The following is a 16,093-nucleotide window of genomic DNA, read 5'->3' on the forward strand; positions in this document are numbered from 1 at the left end:
GTGACCACCGCACTCGTCGACTTCAACCGTTCGGACGCCGCGTTCCCCACGACCGGGTACCCGGAACTGCTCGCCGGACAGGCCGCCCGCACCCCCACGGCCACGGCCCTCGCGCAGGGCGGCCGCACCTGGACCTACGCCGAACTGGAGGGCGCCACCAACCGCCTGGCGCACGCCCTGATCGCCCGCGGTGCCGCGCCCGGGGCCAGAATCGGCCTGTGCTATCCGCGCAGCGCCGAGTACGTCCTGGGCTCCCTGGCGATCCTCAAGACGGGCGCGGCGATCGTCGCCCTCGACCCGGTCAACCCGGACGACCGGCTCGCCGCGATGATCGGTGACGCCGACCCGCTGCTCGTCCTCGCCCCGGCCGAACTCGCCCGCCGGATACCCCAGGACGTGCCGCGGGACGAGGTCGCCACCGCCGGACAGGGCATGCCGGACACCGCGCCGCCGTCCGTGACCGGGCCCGACACCGTCAGCCACCTCATCTACACCTCCGGCTCCACCGGCACCCCGAAGGCCGTCCTGGAACGGCACGGCGCGCTCACCAACCTGGTCCACTGGACCACCCGCGCCTACGGGGTCCGCCCCGGCGACCGCGCCTCGTGGATGTCCACCCCCGGCTTCGCCGTCCAGATCATGGAGTGGCTGGCCTACCTGCCGGCCGGCGCCGCGATCCACATCCCCGAGGCGGGCCAGGCGCAGACCCCCGAACAGATCCGCGACTGGCTGGCCGGCGAGGGCATCACCCACACCATGCTGGTGGCCGCACTGGCCGAGCCCGTGTGGGGCCTGAGGTGGCCGGCGGACACGGCGCTGCGGATCCTGGTGACCACGGCCGAACGCGTCCACAGCTGGCCGCCCGTCGACACCCCCTTCCGGGTGGTGATGACCTACGGAACCACCGAGACCACCAACGTCCTGTCCTGCTTCGACCTGGGTGCGGGTACCGACTTCACCAGTCAGGCCACGCCGGAGGAGGTCCGTGCCACCCGCCAGGTCCCGGTCGGCGTGCCCATCGCCAACCTCCGCGTCCACCTCCTGGACGACGACGGCCGTCCGGTTCCCGAGGGGGAGGTCGGCCGGCTGCACGTCTCCGGCGCCGGGGTGGCGGCCGGCTACCACGGCCGCCCCGAGCTCACCGCCGCCACGTTCCACCCGAACTTCGTCGAGGGCGACCCGCACCCGGTGCTCTACGACACCGGCGACCTCGCCCGCCGGCGCGAGGACGGGGCCGTCGAGCTCCTCGGCCGGTCCGACTCGCAGGTCAAGATTCGGGGCTTCCGCGTGGAGCTCGGCGAGGTCGAGACGCACATCGCGCGCCTCGACGGCATCGCCGAGGCCGTCGTCGTCGCCCAGGAGCGCGACCCCGGCGGCAAGCGGCTCGTCGCCTACGCGTCCCCGGCCGGCGGGGCCGAGCCCGACCCGGCCGGCGTGCGCGCCGACCTCGCCCGCACCCTGCCCTACTACATGGTCCCCGCCGTCGTCGTCGTGCTGCCCGCCCTCCCGCGGCTGCCCAACGGCAAGGTCGACCGGCGCAGCCTGCCCGAGCCCCCCGAGGGCCGCGACGGCGTCGGCGCCGGCTACGAGGCACCGCGCAACGAGGTCGAGGACGGCCTGAGCCGGCTGTGGGCCGACGCGTTCCGCACCGACGGCATCGGTGTCCACGACAACTTCTTCGAGCTGGGCGGACACTCGCTGCTCGCCTTCCAGCTCATCGACGAGATCCGCCGCCGCTACGGCGTCGAGCTGAGCCTCTCCGACCTGTCCACCTGCCCCACGGTCGCCGAGCTCGCCACCCTGGTCACCACCGAACGCGCCGGTGGCCGCGGCTCCTTCGGCGGACTCCCGGCGATCGTCCCCGACCCGGCCGCCCGCTTCGAACCCTTCCCGCTGACTGAAAGTCAGCAGGCCCTGTGGATCGGCCGGGGCGGGCTCGTCGAGCTCGGCAACGTCGGCTGCCACGGCTACTTCGAGTGGGAGAGCGAGAAGCTCGACGTACCGCGCTTCGAGGGTGCCTGGCGCCGACTCGTCGAACGCCACGACGCCCTGCGCACCCGGGTCCTGCCCGATGGCACCCAGCAGGTCTTCGAGGAGATCCCGGCGTACGAGATCCCCGTGACCGACTTCGGCGGCCTCGACGAGGAGACCCGGACGGCGGAACTGGCCGCCCTGCGCGAGCGGCTCTCCCACCAGGTCCTGGACGCCGACGCCTGGCCGCTGTTCGACGTGCGGATCAGCCTGCTCGGCGGCGGGCGTGCCCGCATCCACCTGTCGCTGGACTTCCTCGTCGCCGACGCCTGGAGCTACTTCCAGGTCCTCGTCCCCGACCTGGTCACCTACTACGTCGAACCGGACGCCGAACTCGCCCCGCTGGAGCTGACCTTCCGCGACTACGTGCTCGCCGTCGGCAATTCGCTGCGCGACAGCGAGATCTACCGGCGCTCCGAGTGGTACTGGCGCGACCGTCTCGCCACCCTCCCGCCCGCACCCGCGCTCCCCGAGCGCCCGGCCGACGCACCCGAACTGCCCGTCCGGTTCGAACGGCGCAGCCACATCGTCTCCCCGGAGCTGTGGACGCGCATCCAGGAGCGGGCACACGCCCGCGAGGTGACCCCCTCCGGGGTGCTGGCCGCCGCCTACGCCGAGGTCCTCGGCAGGGCCTGCGGGCAGGCCCGCTTCACCATCAACTTCCCGCTCTTCAACCGGCTTCCGCTGCACCCCCAGGTCAACGCCCTGCTCGCGGACACCACCACCACCCTGCTGCTCGCCGTCGAACAGCAGGACTCCACCTTCGCCGGACGCGCGCAGGCCGTCCAGCGCCGTCTCTGGGCCGACCTGGAACACCGTTACTTCAGCGGGGTGCAGGTGCTGCGCGAGCTGACCAAGCTGCGCGGCTCCCTCGCACCGGCCATGCCCGTGGTGATGACCAGTCTGGCCGGCCACCCGCCGCAGTACGAGGAGACCGAACTCGGCGCCCCGGTCTACGGCATTTCCCAGACCCCCCAGGTCTCCCTCGACTTCCAGGTCTTCGAGAAGCCCGAGGGGCTCACCTTCAACTGGGACTTCCTGCCCGCCGTCTACCCGGACGGGCTCATCGACGCCATGTTCGAGGAGTTCACCGCCCTGCTGCAGGCCCTCGGAGAGGACGAGGTCTGGGAGCGGTACTCCCCGCCGCCCGGCGAGGAGGGGACCGACAGCGGCAAGGCCGAGGAACGTGACACGGGCGACGCCTGGGAGCGCTACTGGGCCGGCATCCAGCGCACCGGCCGCGGCGGCGACGTCATCTGGGACGCCGACAGCGGCGAGGAGTTCCGGTGGCTCCTGGACCAGGCCAAGCGGCACTTCCGGGGCGACCTGCCGCTCATCGACCTCGGCTGCGGCAACGGCCGCTACAGCCGCGAACTCGCCCCGCACTACCCGTCGGTCATCGGTGTCGACGTCTCCTCCAGCGCCATCGACCACGCCAAGCGGGAAGCCGAGGGCGTGGCGAACGTCGACTACCTGGCGATCGACATGACCGACGCCGAACAGGCAGCAGTGCTGGGGGAGGGGCCCTACAACATCTTCGTCCGCGGTGTCTTCCACGTCCTGGACACCGAGGCGCGGGCCCGGCTCGCCGCGGTCGCCGACCGGCTGCTGGGCGACGAGGGCACGCTGATCGTGCACGAGCCCGACTACTCCAGCAACTCCTTCGGCTACCTGGGCTTCGTGGGAGGCAAGCGCGGCCGCGCCGAGGACCTGGTCGGCCCGCTGGAGGCGGCCGGTGTCCGCCACTCGCACCGCTTCACCCGGCCCGAACTGGCCGAGGCGTTCGGCGCGGACGGCTGGGAGATCGTCGAGGACGAGGCGATAGAACTGCATGCCATCGACCCCCGGTCGGACTCCGACGCGTTGCGGCTGCCCGGCTACTACGCGGTGCTGCGCCGCAGGCGCTGATGGCCGGTCTCGCACTGGCCGGGCCGACCGGGGCGGTGCTGGCCGCGGCCGGGGACGTACGGGAGCTGCTGACCCGTACCGAACTGGACCGCGCCGGCGCCCTCCGGTCAGCCGCCGACCGGGAGGACTTCCTGGCCGCGCACGCACTGGTCCGGCTCTGTGCCGGGCGGCTTCTGGGCCGCCCGGCCCAGAGCCTCACCGTCGTTCAGCGCTGCGGCTCCTGCGACCGGCCGCACGGCAGGCCGCGGCTCGCCGAGGTGCCCGGCACCGCCGTCAGCCTGGCGCACACCCGGGGCTGGGTCGCGGCCGCCGCGGCCGGCGGCCCGGTGGGCGTGGACGTGGAGGCCGTCGAGGAGGCGGAGATGGACTGGCGGACGGCCGAGGCCGTCTGCACCGGAAAGGAACTGGCCGCCCTGCGGTCGGACACCCACCCGCGGCGCGCCTTCCTGCGCCAGTGGGTGCGAAAGGAGTCCCTGGTCAAGGTCGGGGCGGGCACGCTCGACGAGCCCGCCCGCCTCGACGTTCCCGTGTACGGGCAGGAGCCGCCGCGCTGGCACGGCTGGCGGCTGCTGGACTGGGGTGGAGCGGAGGCCGTCGGATGCGTGGCGGCCCGCGAGGAGATGCGGCTGCGGCTGCTCGGCTGAAAGACTGGACACGTGGAACGACGTACGACCGAACGGCTGCTCAGGGCGCGCGCACAGGCGATCGGGGAGGAGGTCCGGGAGGAGTCCGTCGCCGGCGTCCTCGGCCGGGTGCTGGCGATCCAGGCCCAGGACCTGCCCGCGGCCGAGCTCGGACTGCGGGTGCGGGCCCGCGGGCTGACGCGGGAGGCGGTGCGCCGGGCCACCGACATCGAACGCACCGCCGTCCGGGGCTGGTTCATGCGGGGAACCCTCCAACTCGTGCCTGCGGCCGACGCCCGCTGGCTGCAGGCCCTGTTCGGCCCCGTCTACCTGGCCCTCGCCGCGCGGCGCCTGCGCGAGCTCGGCCTCGACGAGGCCCTGTGCACGCGTGCGGAGCGGCTCATCGCCGACGCGATCGCCGCGGAGGGCCCGCTGACCCGCGCCCGGCTCACCGACCGGCTCACCACCCTCGGGGTCGAGCCGAAGGGACAGGCCGCATTCCACCTCATCCGCCGCGCGGCCCTGGCCGGCCTCATCTGCCACGGACCACAACAGGGCGGCGATGCCACCTTCGTCCTCCTCGACGACTGGTTGCCCGCCACCGGATCCCTGCCGTACACGGGGGAGGCGGCCGTACGGGAGCTGGCGCGGCGTTACCGCGCCGCCCACGGCCCGTCCGACGCCCTGGACTTCGTCCACTGGTCGGGGCTGAAGACCACGGCGGGCAGGAACGCCTGGGCGGCCGTACCCGACACCGCTGTCGAATCCCCGCCCGTCCCCGGCGAACCCGACGTACGGCTGCTGCCGGCCTACGACAACTACCTCGTCGGCTATCGCAGCCGTGACCTGTCGGTGCCCGCCGAGCACGAACGCCGGGTGTGGCCCGGCGGCGGACAGATCCGCGCCACCGTGGTGGTCGACGGCCTGGCCGTCGGCACCTGGTCCGGCGGCCGACGGGGGGCGCCGGTCACGGTCGAGCCCTTCCCCGGGTCCGAGCCGCCGAGCCCCGCCGTGGCCGCCGGAATCGCCCGCGAGAGCGCCGACATCGCACGCTTCTCCAGCTGAACCCATCGCATGTCTACAAGCGTTCTATAGTCCCGGAATTCATAACCGGGGTCTAACTCGCGGTCCATAGCGTCGGTGCCGTCCGACAATTCCGTACCCAATCAGAAAAGGGCGTCGACATGGCACTCGGTCGGCATTCCGATTTCAATCGCCTGTGGTTCGGGCAGACCGTCAGCAACTTCGGCGACAAGATCTCCCTTCTCGCGCTGCCGACCCTCGCGGTCGTGGTGCTGGACGGCGGAGCCTTGGAGGTCGGCGTGCTCGGCGCGCTGCGCTTCCTCCCCTTCCTGCTGCTCGCCCCGATCGCCGGGCTGGTGGCCGACCGGGTCTCCAGGCGCACCGTCATGATCGTCGCCGACCTGGGCCGCTTCCTGGCCCTGGGGACGATCCCGCTGGCGTTCGCCCTCGACTCCGTCACCATGACGCACATCTTCATCGTGGCCGGCATCACCGGCTGCCTGACGACCTTCTTCGAGGTCTCGTACCAGTCCTGGCTGCCCCAGCTCATCGGTACCGAGAACCTCATCGAGGGCAACACCAAGCTGCAGATCAGCCGCAGCGTCGCCGAGGCGGTCGGCGCGGGCGCCGGTGGCGCACTCATCCAGCTGCTCGGCGCCGCACGCGCCATCACCGCCGACGCGTTCACCTTCCTCGTCTCGCTCGTCGCCCTGCTGGTCATCCGCCACCGGGACGTGCGCGAGCGGACCGAGGAGCGGAAGGCCTCCGCGAAGGCGGAGATGAAGGAGGGCATGAAGACCCTCTTCGGCAACCCGGTCCTGCGCGGCCTGTTCACCGCCAACGTCGTGGTCAACCTCGGTGCCGCGATGGGCGACGCGATCCTGATCGTCTACGCCTACAAGGAGCTGCACCTCAGCCCCGGCCAGGTCGGTGCCGCATTCGCCGTCATGTCGGTCTTCGTCATCGTCGGCGCGGTGCTCTCCGAGGTCGTCTCCAAGAAGCTCTCGGTGGGCCGCCTGCTGGTGATCACCGCGGTGGTGCTCGGCGCCGGCTACATCCTGGTCCCGACGGGCGGCGCGGTCGGCGGCTTCGTCGGCCTGATCGTCGTCCAGGCCGTCATCGGCTTCGTCTCCCCGATGTTCGACATCCACGTCCTGAGCCTCGTGCAGGGTGTCACCCCGAACGAGCAGATGGGCCGCGTCAGCGGCACCGCGCTCTCCGCGGTGTACGGCGCCCTGTCCCTCGGCTACTTCGCCGGCGGCGCGCTCGGCGAGGCGGTCGGCCTGACCGGCGGCCTCGCGGTGGCCGGCGCCGTCACCATCATCGGCGGCCTGACCCTGCTCAGCGGGCCGGTCGCCAAGATCAAGGAAATGCCCGGCGGCGACGACACCGCCGAGGAGGGATCTCCGGCCTCCGACGAGACCAGGATCACCGCCTGACCGGCACCTCCAGAGGTGTGGAGTGGGTGCCGGCCCAACGGCACCCACTCCACACTGCGCCCCGCACACCGGCACATCCCCACCCGGCACATCCCCACCCGGCGCCGCCGCACGCGGCGTCCCCCTCGCCGTATCCCTCTCCCGACTCCCGAAGACGCACGGAGGCTCAAGGTGAGCGAGTCCCTCGCCGAACGCATAGCCGCACTGCCGAAGTCCCGCAGGGCACTGTTCCAGGCTCTGACGGGCCGCAACGGCGGGCGTGCCGCCGTACGGGAGGACCCTGAGCCGGCACCCCGTGACCCCGCCGACCCGCCGGTGCTCTCCTTCGCACAGCGCCGGCTCTGGTTCATCGACCAGCTCCAGCCCGGCAGCCCCGCCTACAACGTGCCGGTGGCCACCCGGATCCGGGGCCCGCTGGACGTCCCCGCCCTGCACGCCGCGCTCCAGGACGTCGTCGACCGGCACGAGGTCCTGCGCACCGTCTACACCTACCAGGAGGGCGCCTCCGAGGCCCTGCCCCGCGTGGTGGACGGATTCCGGCTGCCCCTGCCGCTGACCGAACTGCCCGACGAGGCATCCGTCCGACCGTTCTACGACGCGGACGCGGGCGCCCCCTTCGACCTGGCCGGCGCCGTCCCGCTGAGGGCCCGGCTCGGCCGCCTCGGCGCCGAGGACCACGTCCTCGTCCTCAACCTCCACCACATCGTCACCGACGGCTGGTCGATGCGGATCCTCTACACCGAACTGGAGCGCGCCTACGCGGCCCGCACCGGCGCTGCCGCCGAGGCGAACACCCCGCTCGCCCTCCAGTACGCCGACTTCGCCACCTGGCAGCGCCGCCGCGTCAGCGGTGACCGGTTGGAGGCACTCACCTCCTTCTGGCAGGAGGAGCTCGGCGGAGCCGTACCCGTGGACCTGCCCACCGACCGGCCCCGGCCCCCCGTCTTCGGGCACGCCGGAGCCTCCCGCTACATCGACCTGCCGCCCCAGCTGATCGCCCGGCTCCGCGCGTTCGGCAAGTCCGAGGGCGCCACCCTCTACATGACGATGCTGGCCGGGTTCGCCGCCACGCTGCGCCGCTGGACCGGCCAGGAGGACATCGTCGTCGGTACCTCCGTCTCCGGCCGCGACCACCCGGCCTTCAGCGACCTCATCGGCTTCTTCGTCAACACCCTGCCGCTGCGCATCAGAACCGGCGGAGACCCCGTCTTCGCCGAACTGGTCCGTGCCACCCGCCACACCACCCTCCAGGCGTACGCACACCAGGAACTGCCCTTCGACCTCATCGTCGACACGCTCGGACTGCCCCGTGACCCCAGCCGGCCGCCGCTCACCTCCGTGATGTTCCTGCTCGACGAGACCCCGGACACCGCCCCCGGCCTGGCCGGCCTCGCGACCGAGCCCATCGACTTCTCCTCGCACGCCACCAAGTACGACCTCATGATCAGCGTCCACGACACCGGCACCGCGGTCCGCGCCCTCGTGGAATACCCCACCGCCCTGTTCGACGCCTCGACCGTGGACCGGCTGCTCGGCCACTTCCTCACCACCCTCGAAGGCGCCGTCGACCGCCCGGACGCCCCGCTGTCGACCCTGCCGCTGCTCACCGACGCCGAACGGGCCGCCGCCCTGGACGACTGGAACGCCACCCGCGCCCCCTTCCCCCAGGACGCCTGCCTGCACCACCTGTTCGAGCAGCACGCCGACCGCCGGCCCGACGCACCCGCCGTGGTGCTCGGCGGAGTCGGCGGCTGGAGCGTCACCTACCGGGAGCTGGAGGAACGCGCCAACCGCCTCGCCCACCGGCTCGTCGAGTCGGGGGCGGGTCCCGGCCGGACCGTGGCGCTGTGCCTGCGCCGCGGTCCCGGACTGGTCACCGCGATCCTCGCCGTCCTCAAGGCCGGCGGGGCCTACGTACCGCTCGACCCGGACTACCCCGCCGAACGCCTCGCCCTGCTGCTGAAGGACGCCGCACCGCCCATCGTCGTCTCCGACGCCGAACTGATCGGCCGCCTCCCCGTGCCGGACGGCACCGCGCGCGTGCTCCTGGACACCGACCGGGCCGTCCTCGCCGAACTGCCCGCCACCCGGCCCGAGGCGCCCGTCACCGCCCGGGACCTCGCCTACGTCATCTTCACCTCGGGCTCCACCGGCACCCCCAAGGGGATCGCCCTGGAACACCGCGGCGTCGTCAACAACCTCCTCGACCTCAACCGTTCCTACGGCATCGGCCCCGCGGACTCCGTGCTCGCCCTGTCCTCGCCCAGCTTCGACATGAGCGTCTACGAAACCCTCGGCATCCTGGCGGCGGGCGGCACGCTCGTCCTGCCCGACCCCGCCGCCGCCAAGGACCCGGCGCACTGGGCCGATCTCGTCGAGCGGCACGGAGTCACCGTCTGGAACTCCGCCCCCGCCCTCCTCGGCCTCCTGGTCGACCAGCTCGAACACGCCGGCGGCCCCCGGCTGCCGAAACTGCGCACCGCCTTCCTCGGCGGCGACTGGATCCCCGTCACCCAGCCCGACCGGATCCGCACCTTCGCGCCGGAGCTGTCCTTCGCGGCACTGGGCGGGGCGACCGAGGCATCGATCCACTCGGTGGAGTTCCGGGTCGGCCGCGTCGACCCGCAGTGGACGAAGCTCCCCTACGGACGCCCCATGGCCAACCAGCGCACCTACATCCTCGATGCCCACGACCGCCTCGTCCCCGTCGGCGTGCCCGGCGAACTCCACCTCGGTGGGGTCGGACTGGCCCGCGGCTACCTGAACCGGCCGGAGCTCACCGAGGAGAAGTTCGTCCACGTCGAGCTGGCACCCGGCCGCACCGAACGGCTCTACCGCACCGGCGACCTGGCCCGCTACGGCGCGGACGGCACCATCGAGCTGCTCGGCCGCACCGACTTCCGGATCAAACTCAACGGGCTCCGCATCGAACCCGGCGAGGTGGAAAGCGCGCTGCGCGGCCGCCCCGGTGTCCGCGAGGCCGTCGTCGCCGCCCGCCGCTCCGCCGCCGGGTCCGACCGCCTCGTCGGCTACGTCGTCCCCGAGGACGGCGCCGCCCTGGACACCGCCGCCCTGCGGACCGCGGTCAGCGCGGTCCTCCCGCCGCACTGCGTCCCCGCCGAGCTGGTGCTGCTGGAGCGGCTGCCGCTGAGCCCCAACGGCAAGGTGGACCGGGGCGCGCTGCCCGACCCGCGCCCGGCCGCCCCCGCCGCACACCTGCCCGCCGCCGCTCCCGCGCACGGCGACGGCGACCCCGTCGCGCTGCGGATCGCCGCCGTCTGGGCCGAGGTGCTGGGCGTGGCCGACGTGGCCCCCGGGGACGACTTCTTCGCCCTCGGCGGAGACTCCTTCGCCGCCGTGCGCGCCGTCCGGGCCGTCGCCGCCGCCCTGCCGGACGGCGGGGCCGCCGCCCTGCGCGTCGTCGACCTCTTCAGCAATCCGACCCCGGCCGGCCTCGCCGCCCGCAGCGCCGAACTCGGCGACCCCGGAACCCGGGCGCACAGCCTGCTGCACCGGCTCACCCCCGAACGCCCCGCCGGCACCACCGCGCTGACCCTGGTCTGCTTCCCGCACGGCGGTGGCGATGCCATCGCCTACCAGCCCCTCGCGGCCCAGCTCCCCCCGCACATCGAGCTCCTGGCCGTCTCCCCGCCCGGGCACGACCCGCTGCGCCCCGGCCCGATGCTGCCGGTCGCCGAGTTCGCCGAACTCGCCGCCGAGGAGATCGCCCGCACCGTGCGGGGCCCGTACGCGGTCTACGGCCACTGCGCCGGAGTCGTCACCGCACTGGAGACCACCCACGTCCTCGAACGCAGGGGACAGCGTCCGATCGCCCTGGACCTCGCCGCCGCCCTCCCGGAGGAGGACCCGGAGTACGCCCTGGAGATGGAACGGACCTCCGGCGACGACGACCTCGTCGCATACCTGACCACCATGGACGGCTTCGACGGCGTCCTGGACGACCGCGACCTCAGCGCCGTCCTGCGGATGGTGCGGCACGACATGACCGAAGCCGCCCGGTTCTTCGCCCGCACCCCCGGCGGCTACGACCGGCCCCTGGCCACCCCGCTCACCTGCATCATCGGCGACGCCGACGACGCCACCGAGGGCTACGAGGACGGGTACCGCGCCTGGGGCCGGTACGCCGCCGACGTACGGCTCGCCGTGATCCCCGGCGGTCGCCACTACTTCGCCAAGCACCTGCCCGACCGGCTCGCCGCCCTGCTCGCAGACCTGCACCGCAACGGAGGAAACCATGTCTGATCTCGCCGAACGGCTCGGCCGCCTGCCCCAGGGACAGCGCTCCCGGCTGCTGGGGAGAATGCGCAACCAGATGACGGCCGGTGTGGGCCGCCGCATCGAACTCAAGCGCGCCGACCACGGACCGCGCTCCCGCTCCTCCTTCCAGCAGGAGCAGATGTGGTTCGTCGACAAGCTCGGCGCCGGCAAGGCCCGCAACAACATAGCCCTGTCCATAGCGCTGGGCGGTCCGCTCGACCGGGCCGCCCTGCACGAGGCCCTCAACGCCGTCGTGGCCCGGCACCAGGTGCTCCACAGCAAACTCGTCGAGATCGACGGGGTCCCCTGGCAGGAGCCCGTCCCCTCCTTCGTCCTCGGCGTCCAGAGCACCGACCTGTCGGGCAGCGAGGACGCCGACCGCGAACTCGCCGAGCTCACCGCCGACTGCGCCGCCGCCCCCTTCGACCTGGCCGCCGCCCCGCCCGTGCGCGCCCACCTCGTACGCCTCGCCGAGGACCGGCACGTCCTGCTCTGGGTCGTCCACCACATCGCCTGGGACCCGGGATCGACCCGGATCTTCACCGAGGAGCTGACCGCCAGCTACGCCGCGGCCGCCGCCGGCCGGCGTCCCGAGGCCCCCGGACTCGCCGTCGAGTACGCCGACTTCGCTGCCTGGCAGCGGGCCAAGCTGGAGAACGACGAGCACGGCCGGGCGCTCGCCGCCAAATGGCGCCAGATCCTCGCCGGCGCCGTCGCCACCGAGGTCATGCCCGACCACCCGCGCGGTCCCGAAACCCGTGGTGACGGCCGCGGTCTGAAGCTGAACCTCGACCAGAAGCTGCTCGACCGGCTCACCGAACTGGCCGACGCCAACAGCACCACCGTCTTCACCACCCTGCTGGCCGCCTTCAACGCGCTGCTCAGACACTGGACCCGGACCGAGGACGTCGTCGTCGGCACGGCCAGCGCCTCCCGCCCGCACCCCGACCTGGAACGGGTCATCGGCTGCTTCGTCCAGATGATCACCCTGCGCACCGAGGTCACCGACGCGCTCACCTTCCGCGAGCTCGTCACCCGTACCGCGGCCTCCGTGATGGACTCCTTCACCAGCAGCGAACTGCCCTTCGAGCAGGTCGTGGAGGCCGTCCGCCCGGTCCGCGACCCGCTGCGCCACCCGCTCTTCCAGATCGAGTTCACTTCCCTCGGCCGGTGGGGCACCCACCGGGCACAGGCCGCGGACGTCGAGTTCGCCATGGACCAACTGCACGACGGCGCAGCCAAGTTCGACATGAGCTTCCTCGTCGGCGAGAACGACGGCCTGGAACTCTCCCTGGAGTACAACACCTCCCTCTACCGGCACGGCACCGCCAGCGCCCTGCTCACCGCCTTCAAGCAGGTCCTGGAGCAGGTCGCCGAGAACCCCGACCTCCGGGTCGGCGACATCAGCCTGGTCGAGGAGCCGGCCGCCTCCCGGCACGCCCGCGAGCTCTCGCGGGGCGGCCCGGTCGACGAGGCAGCCTGGACCACCACCCTGGACCGCGCCTTCCGCGAGCGGGCCACCATCCACCCCGACGCCGTCGCCGTCCGGCACGGCACCACCCGGCTGGACTACGCGGCCCTCGACCGCTGGTCCGAGGCCATCGCCCACCGGCTGCGCGACCGCGGCGTCGGACACGGCGACCCCGTCGCGGTGTGCGTGGCCCGCGGCCCGGCCGCCGTCGCCGGAGTCCTCGGCGTCCTGAAGGCCGGCGCCCACTACATCCCGGTCGACCCGGCCGCCCCGGCCGAGCGGACCCGCACGGTCCTCGCCGATGCCAAGGTCCGCCACGCCCTCATCGACGAGAGCGCGCAGCTGCCCGTACCGCTGGAGCTGGTCACTACCGGCAGTGCGGCCCCGGTCCGCGAGGTGCCCTCCCTCGCCCTCAGCTCCACCCCCGCCGACCTGGCCTACGTGCTCTACACCTCCGGCAGCAGCGGAACCCCCAAGGGGGTCATGATCGAGCACCGCTCGGTCACCCACTTCTCCCGCACCATCGCCAAGGCGTACGAGATCGGGGCCGCGGACCGGGTGCTGCAGTTCGCTCCGCTCACCTTCGACGTCTCCGTCTTCGAGATCTTCACCACGCTGCTCGCCGGCGGCTCCCTCGTCATCGCCACCGACGACGAACGCCGCGACCCCGCCCTGCTCCAGGCCCGGATGCGCGCGGACGCGGTCACCGTCGCCGAACTCCCGCCCGCGCTGCTGCCGCTGCTCGACCAGGCGGCCCTGCCCGACCTGCGCCTGGTCTCGGTCGGCGGCGAGGCCTTCCCCGGCCGGCTGGTCGCCGAATGGACCGCGGGGGAGCGCCGGTTCGTCAACGGCTACGGCCCGACCGAAGCCACCGTCGCGGTGACGCTGATGGACTGCACCGGCAGTTACGACCGCAACCCGCCCATCGGCCGCCCCATGCCCGGCCACCAGGCCTTCGTGCTCGACGAGCGCCTGCGTCCGGTGCCCCCGGGCGTCCCCGGCGAACTGTGCGTGGCCGGACCCGGCGTGGCCCGCGGCTACCTGGGACGCCCCGACCTCACCGCCGAACGCTTCGCGGACAACCCCTACGGCGACGGTCCCGAGACGGCACGCCTCTACCGCACCGGCGACCTCGTCCGCTGGCTGCCCGGTGGCAACCTCGACTTCCTCGGACGCACCGACCGCCAGCTCAAGGTCCGCGGCCACCGGATCGAGCCGGGCGAGGTCGAGGCCGTCCTGACCGGGCACCCCTCCGTGCAGCAGGCCGTGGTGGTGGCCCAGCCCGCCGCGGGCGGCGAGCGCATGCTGGCCGCCTACGTCACCGTCGAGCAGGTCGGCTCCTACGCCTCGGAGGTCGCCGACGCCGAGGGCCTGCGCGCCTACACGGCCGTCCGGCTCCCCGGCTACATGGTCCCGGTCGTCGTCGTCCTGGACGAGCTGCCGCTGACCCCGCACGGCAAGGTCGACACCGCCGCCCTGCCCCTGCCCACCGAGCAGTCGGCGCAGGGCGGGACCCCGCCGCGTGACGCCGTCGAGGAGCAGATCTGCCGCGACATCCTCACCCCGCTCCTGGAGTGGCAGAACCCGGACGTGGAAGGCGACTTCTTCGCCCTGGGCGGCAGCTCCCTCCAGGCCACCATCGTGGTGTCCCGGGTGCGTGCCCTCTTCGGCATCGACATCGCCCTGGCCGACTTCTTCGGCCGTCCCACCGTCGCGGGCCTGGCCGAACTCGTCCGCGCCGCGAAGGCCGAGGCCGCAGGCGAACAGGACCGGCTGCTCGCGGTCTTCGAGCAGATCGAGAACATGAGCGACGAAGAGGCCGCCGCCCTCCTCGGCTCCCTCCAGCAGCCGGAGGGACCCTGATGGCCGGACCGGCAGGGCTGGAGGGGGCGCTCGCCGCACTCCCCGAGGGCAAGCGCGAACTCGCCCGCCTGATGCTGGCCGCCCGCCGGCCCGTCCCCGCACACCCGGCCCCGCGCCCCGGCGCGGGGCCGGTCCCGCCGACCGCACTGCAGACCCGGCTGTGGCGCCGGGAGCGCACCCACCCGGCCGTCGCCACCGGCTCGCACGCGCTCCGGCTGGCCGGCCCGCTCGATCCGCAGCGGCTGACCGGGGCCCTCACCGCGGTGCTGCGCCGCCACGAGGCGCTGCGCACCCGGCTGGTCCGCTCCACCGCCGGCCAGCCGCGGCTCCACGTGGACGAGGAACCGGCCCTGCGGCTCACCCGGGCCGACCTGTCGGGCTTCACCCCGCGGGCCGCGGCCGAACGGACGGCCCAGCAGCTCACCGAGAGCGCCTCCACCGTCCTGGACCTGGAGAGCGGCCGCACCAGCGCGTTCCGGCTGCTGCGGACCGCTCCCGACGAGCACGTCCTGATCCTCGCCTCCCACCTCGCGGTCTTCGACGGCTGGTCCTCGGGGGTCTTCCTCGCGGACCTCGCCGCCGGCTATCGCGCGGGTCCCGAGGCCCTCACCCCGCCCGAGCTGCAGTTCCCCGACTACGCCGACTGGCAGCACCGCTGGCTTGCCGGACCGGACGGCACCGCCGAACTGGAGCGCCGCCGTGCCGTGTTCGCGGCCGACCCGCCCGCGCCCCGGGCCCCCGGCGGCTTCGAGCGCGGACACCTGCCCGTACGGCTGGCCCGCGGTCCCGTCGACGCCGGGCTGGAGCTGGGCGCGGCCGAGGGGGCCACCCCGTTCATGACCCTGCTGGCCGCGCTCGCCGTCGTACTGGCCCGCAGGGACGGCCGTACCTCCGTGGTGATCGGCACCCCGGCCGCCGGCCGGTTCGCCGCACCGCTGGAGGGCGCGGTCGGGCAGTACACCACCGTGGTGCCGATCCGGCTCGACCTCGCGGGCGGACCGACCTTCCGCGAGCTCCTGCTCCGTACCCGCACCGCGGTGGCCGATGCCCTGGCCCACCAGCGCCTGCCCGTGGACGTGCTGTTCGGCGACGGCACGCCCCCGCCGTACAACGTCCTGTTCGCCCTGCACAACTACCCGGCCGTACCGCTGGACCTGCCCGGCATCGAGGTCGGTCAGCTGCCCGGGCCACCCGCCCGCCACCTGGAGCTCTACAGCCCCGACCCGGCCGCGGCCCTGGCCTGCGTCGGCCTGGTCGAGCGGGACGGTGAGATCGGCGGAACCGCCGAGTACAACCGGCACGCGGCCACGCCCGAGGACGTGCGGGGCCTGCTCACCGGCATCGAGGAGGTGCTGGACCGGGCCGTCACCGCGCCCGCGTCCCCGGTCGGCACCAGCCGGCACTGAGCCGGGGCCGGGGCCCCGCGGCCCCGGCCCCCTCGCCGACCCCCACCCGGA

General features: G+C 73.5%; 7 protein-coding genes. All 7 read left to right on the forward strand.

What is annotated here, in order from left to right:
• Positions 1-3,939, forward strand: a complete 3,939-nt coding sequence (locus tag AW27_RS30575) for a non-ribosomal peptide synthetase (protein ID WP_052030551.1) — start codon at positions 1-3, stop codon at positions 3,937-3,939.
• Positions 3,939-4,583, forward strand: a complete 645-nt coding sequence (locus AW27_RS30580) for a 4'-phosphopantetheinyl transferase family protein (protein WP_052030553.1) — start codon at positions 3,939-3,941, stop codon at positions 4,581-4,583. Before AW27_RS30575 ends, AW27_RS30580 begins: the two co-directional genes overlap by 1 nt.
• A 12-nt stretch (positions 4,584-4,595) precedes the next feature.
• Entirely contained in the window at positions 4,596-5,627 is a 1,032-nt protein-coding gene (locus AW27_RS30585; protein ID WP_037921711.1) for a winged helix DNA-binding domain-containing protein, read from the forward strand.
• Between the two features lie 119 nt (positions 5,628-5,746).
• Positions 5,747-7,024 carry an MFS transporter gene (locus AW27_RS30590; RefSeq protein ID WP_052030556.1) on the forward strand — a complete coding sequence of 426 codons (1,278 nt, stop codon included), beginning with the start codon at positions 5,747-5,749 and terminating at the stop codon, positions 7,022-7,024.
• Positions 7,025-7,195: 171 nt separating this feature from the next.
• Positions 7,196-11,287 (forward strand): non-ribosomal peptide synthetase, encoded by a 4,092-nt coding sequence (locus tag AW27_RS30595; protein WP_052030559.1) that lies wholly within the window; start codon positions 7,196-7,198, stop codon positions 11,285-11,287.
• Positions 11,280-14,636 carry a non-ribosomal peptide synthetase gene (locus tag AW27_RS30600; RefSeq protein WP_052030561.1) on the forward strand — a complete coding sequence of 1,119 codons (3,357 nt, stop codon included), beginning with the start codon at positions 11,280-11,282 and terminating at the stop codon, positions 14,634-14,636. The genes AW27_RS30595 and AW27_RS30600 overlap by 8 nt, the downstream gene beginning before the upstream one ends.
• The gene (locus AW27_RS30605) at positions 14,636-16,042 is read left to right on the forward strand and encodes a condensation domain-containing protein (RefSeq protein WP_037921713.1); all 1,407 of its coding nucleotides are present in this window, start codon (positions 14,636-14,638) and stop codon (positions 16,040-16,042) included. Before AW27_RS30600 ends, AW27_RS30605 begins: the two co-directional genes overlap by 1 nt.
• Positions 16,043-16,093 lie beyond the last annotated feature (51 nt).

This window comes from Streptomyces sp. PCS3-D2 (assembly GCF_000612545.2).
GTDB lineage: Bacteria > Actinomycetota > Actinomycetes > Streptomycetales > Streptomycetaceae > Streptomyces.

Coding starts and splice junctions, on each gene's coding strand:
- AW27_RS30580 (WP_052030553.1), top strand. CDS start 3,939: ATGGCCGGTCTCGCACTGGCCGGGCCGACCGGGGCGGTGCTGGCCGCG.
- AW27_RS30590 (WP_052030556.1), top strand. CDS start 5,747: ATGGCACTCGGTCGGCATTCCGATTTCAATCGCCTGTGGTTCGGGCAG.
- AW27_RS30600 (WP_052030561.1), top strand. CDS start 11,280: ATGTCTGATCTCGCCGAACGGCTCGGCCGCCTGCCCCAGGGACAGCGC.
- AW27_RS30605 (WP_037921713.1), top strand. CDS start 14,636: ATGGCCGGACCGGCAGGGCTGGAGGGGGCGCTCGCCGCACTCCCCGAG.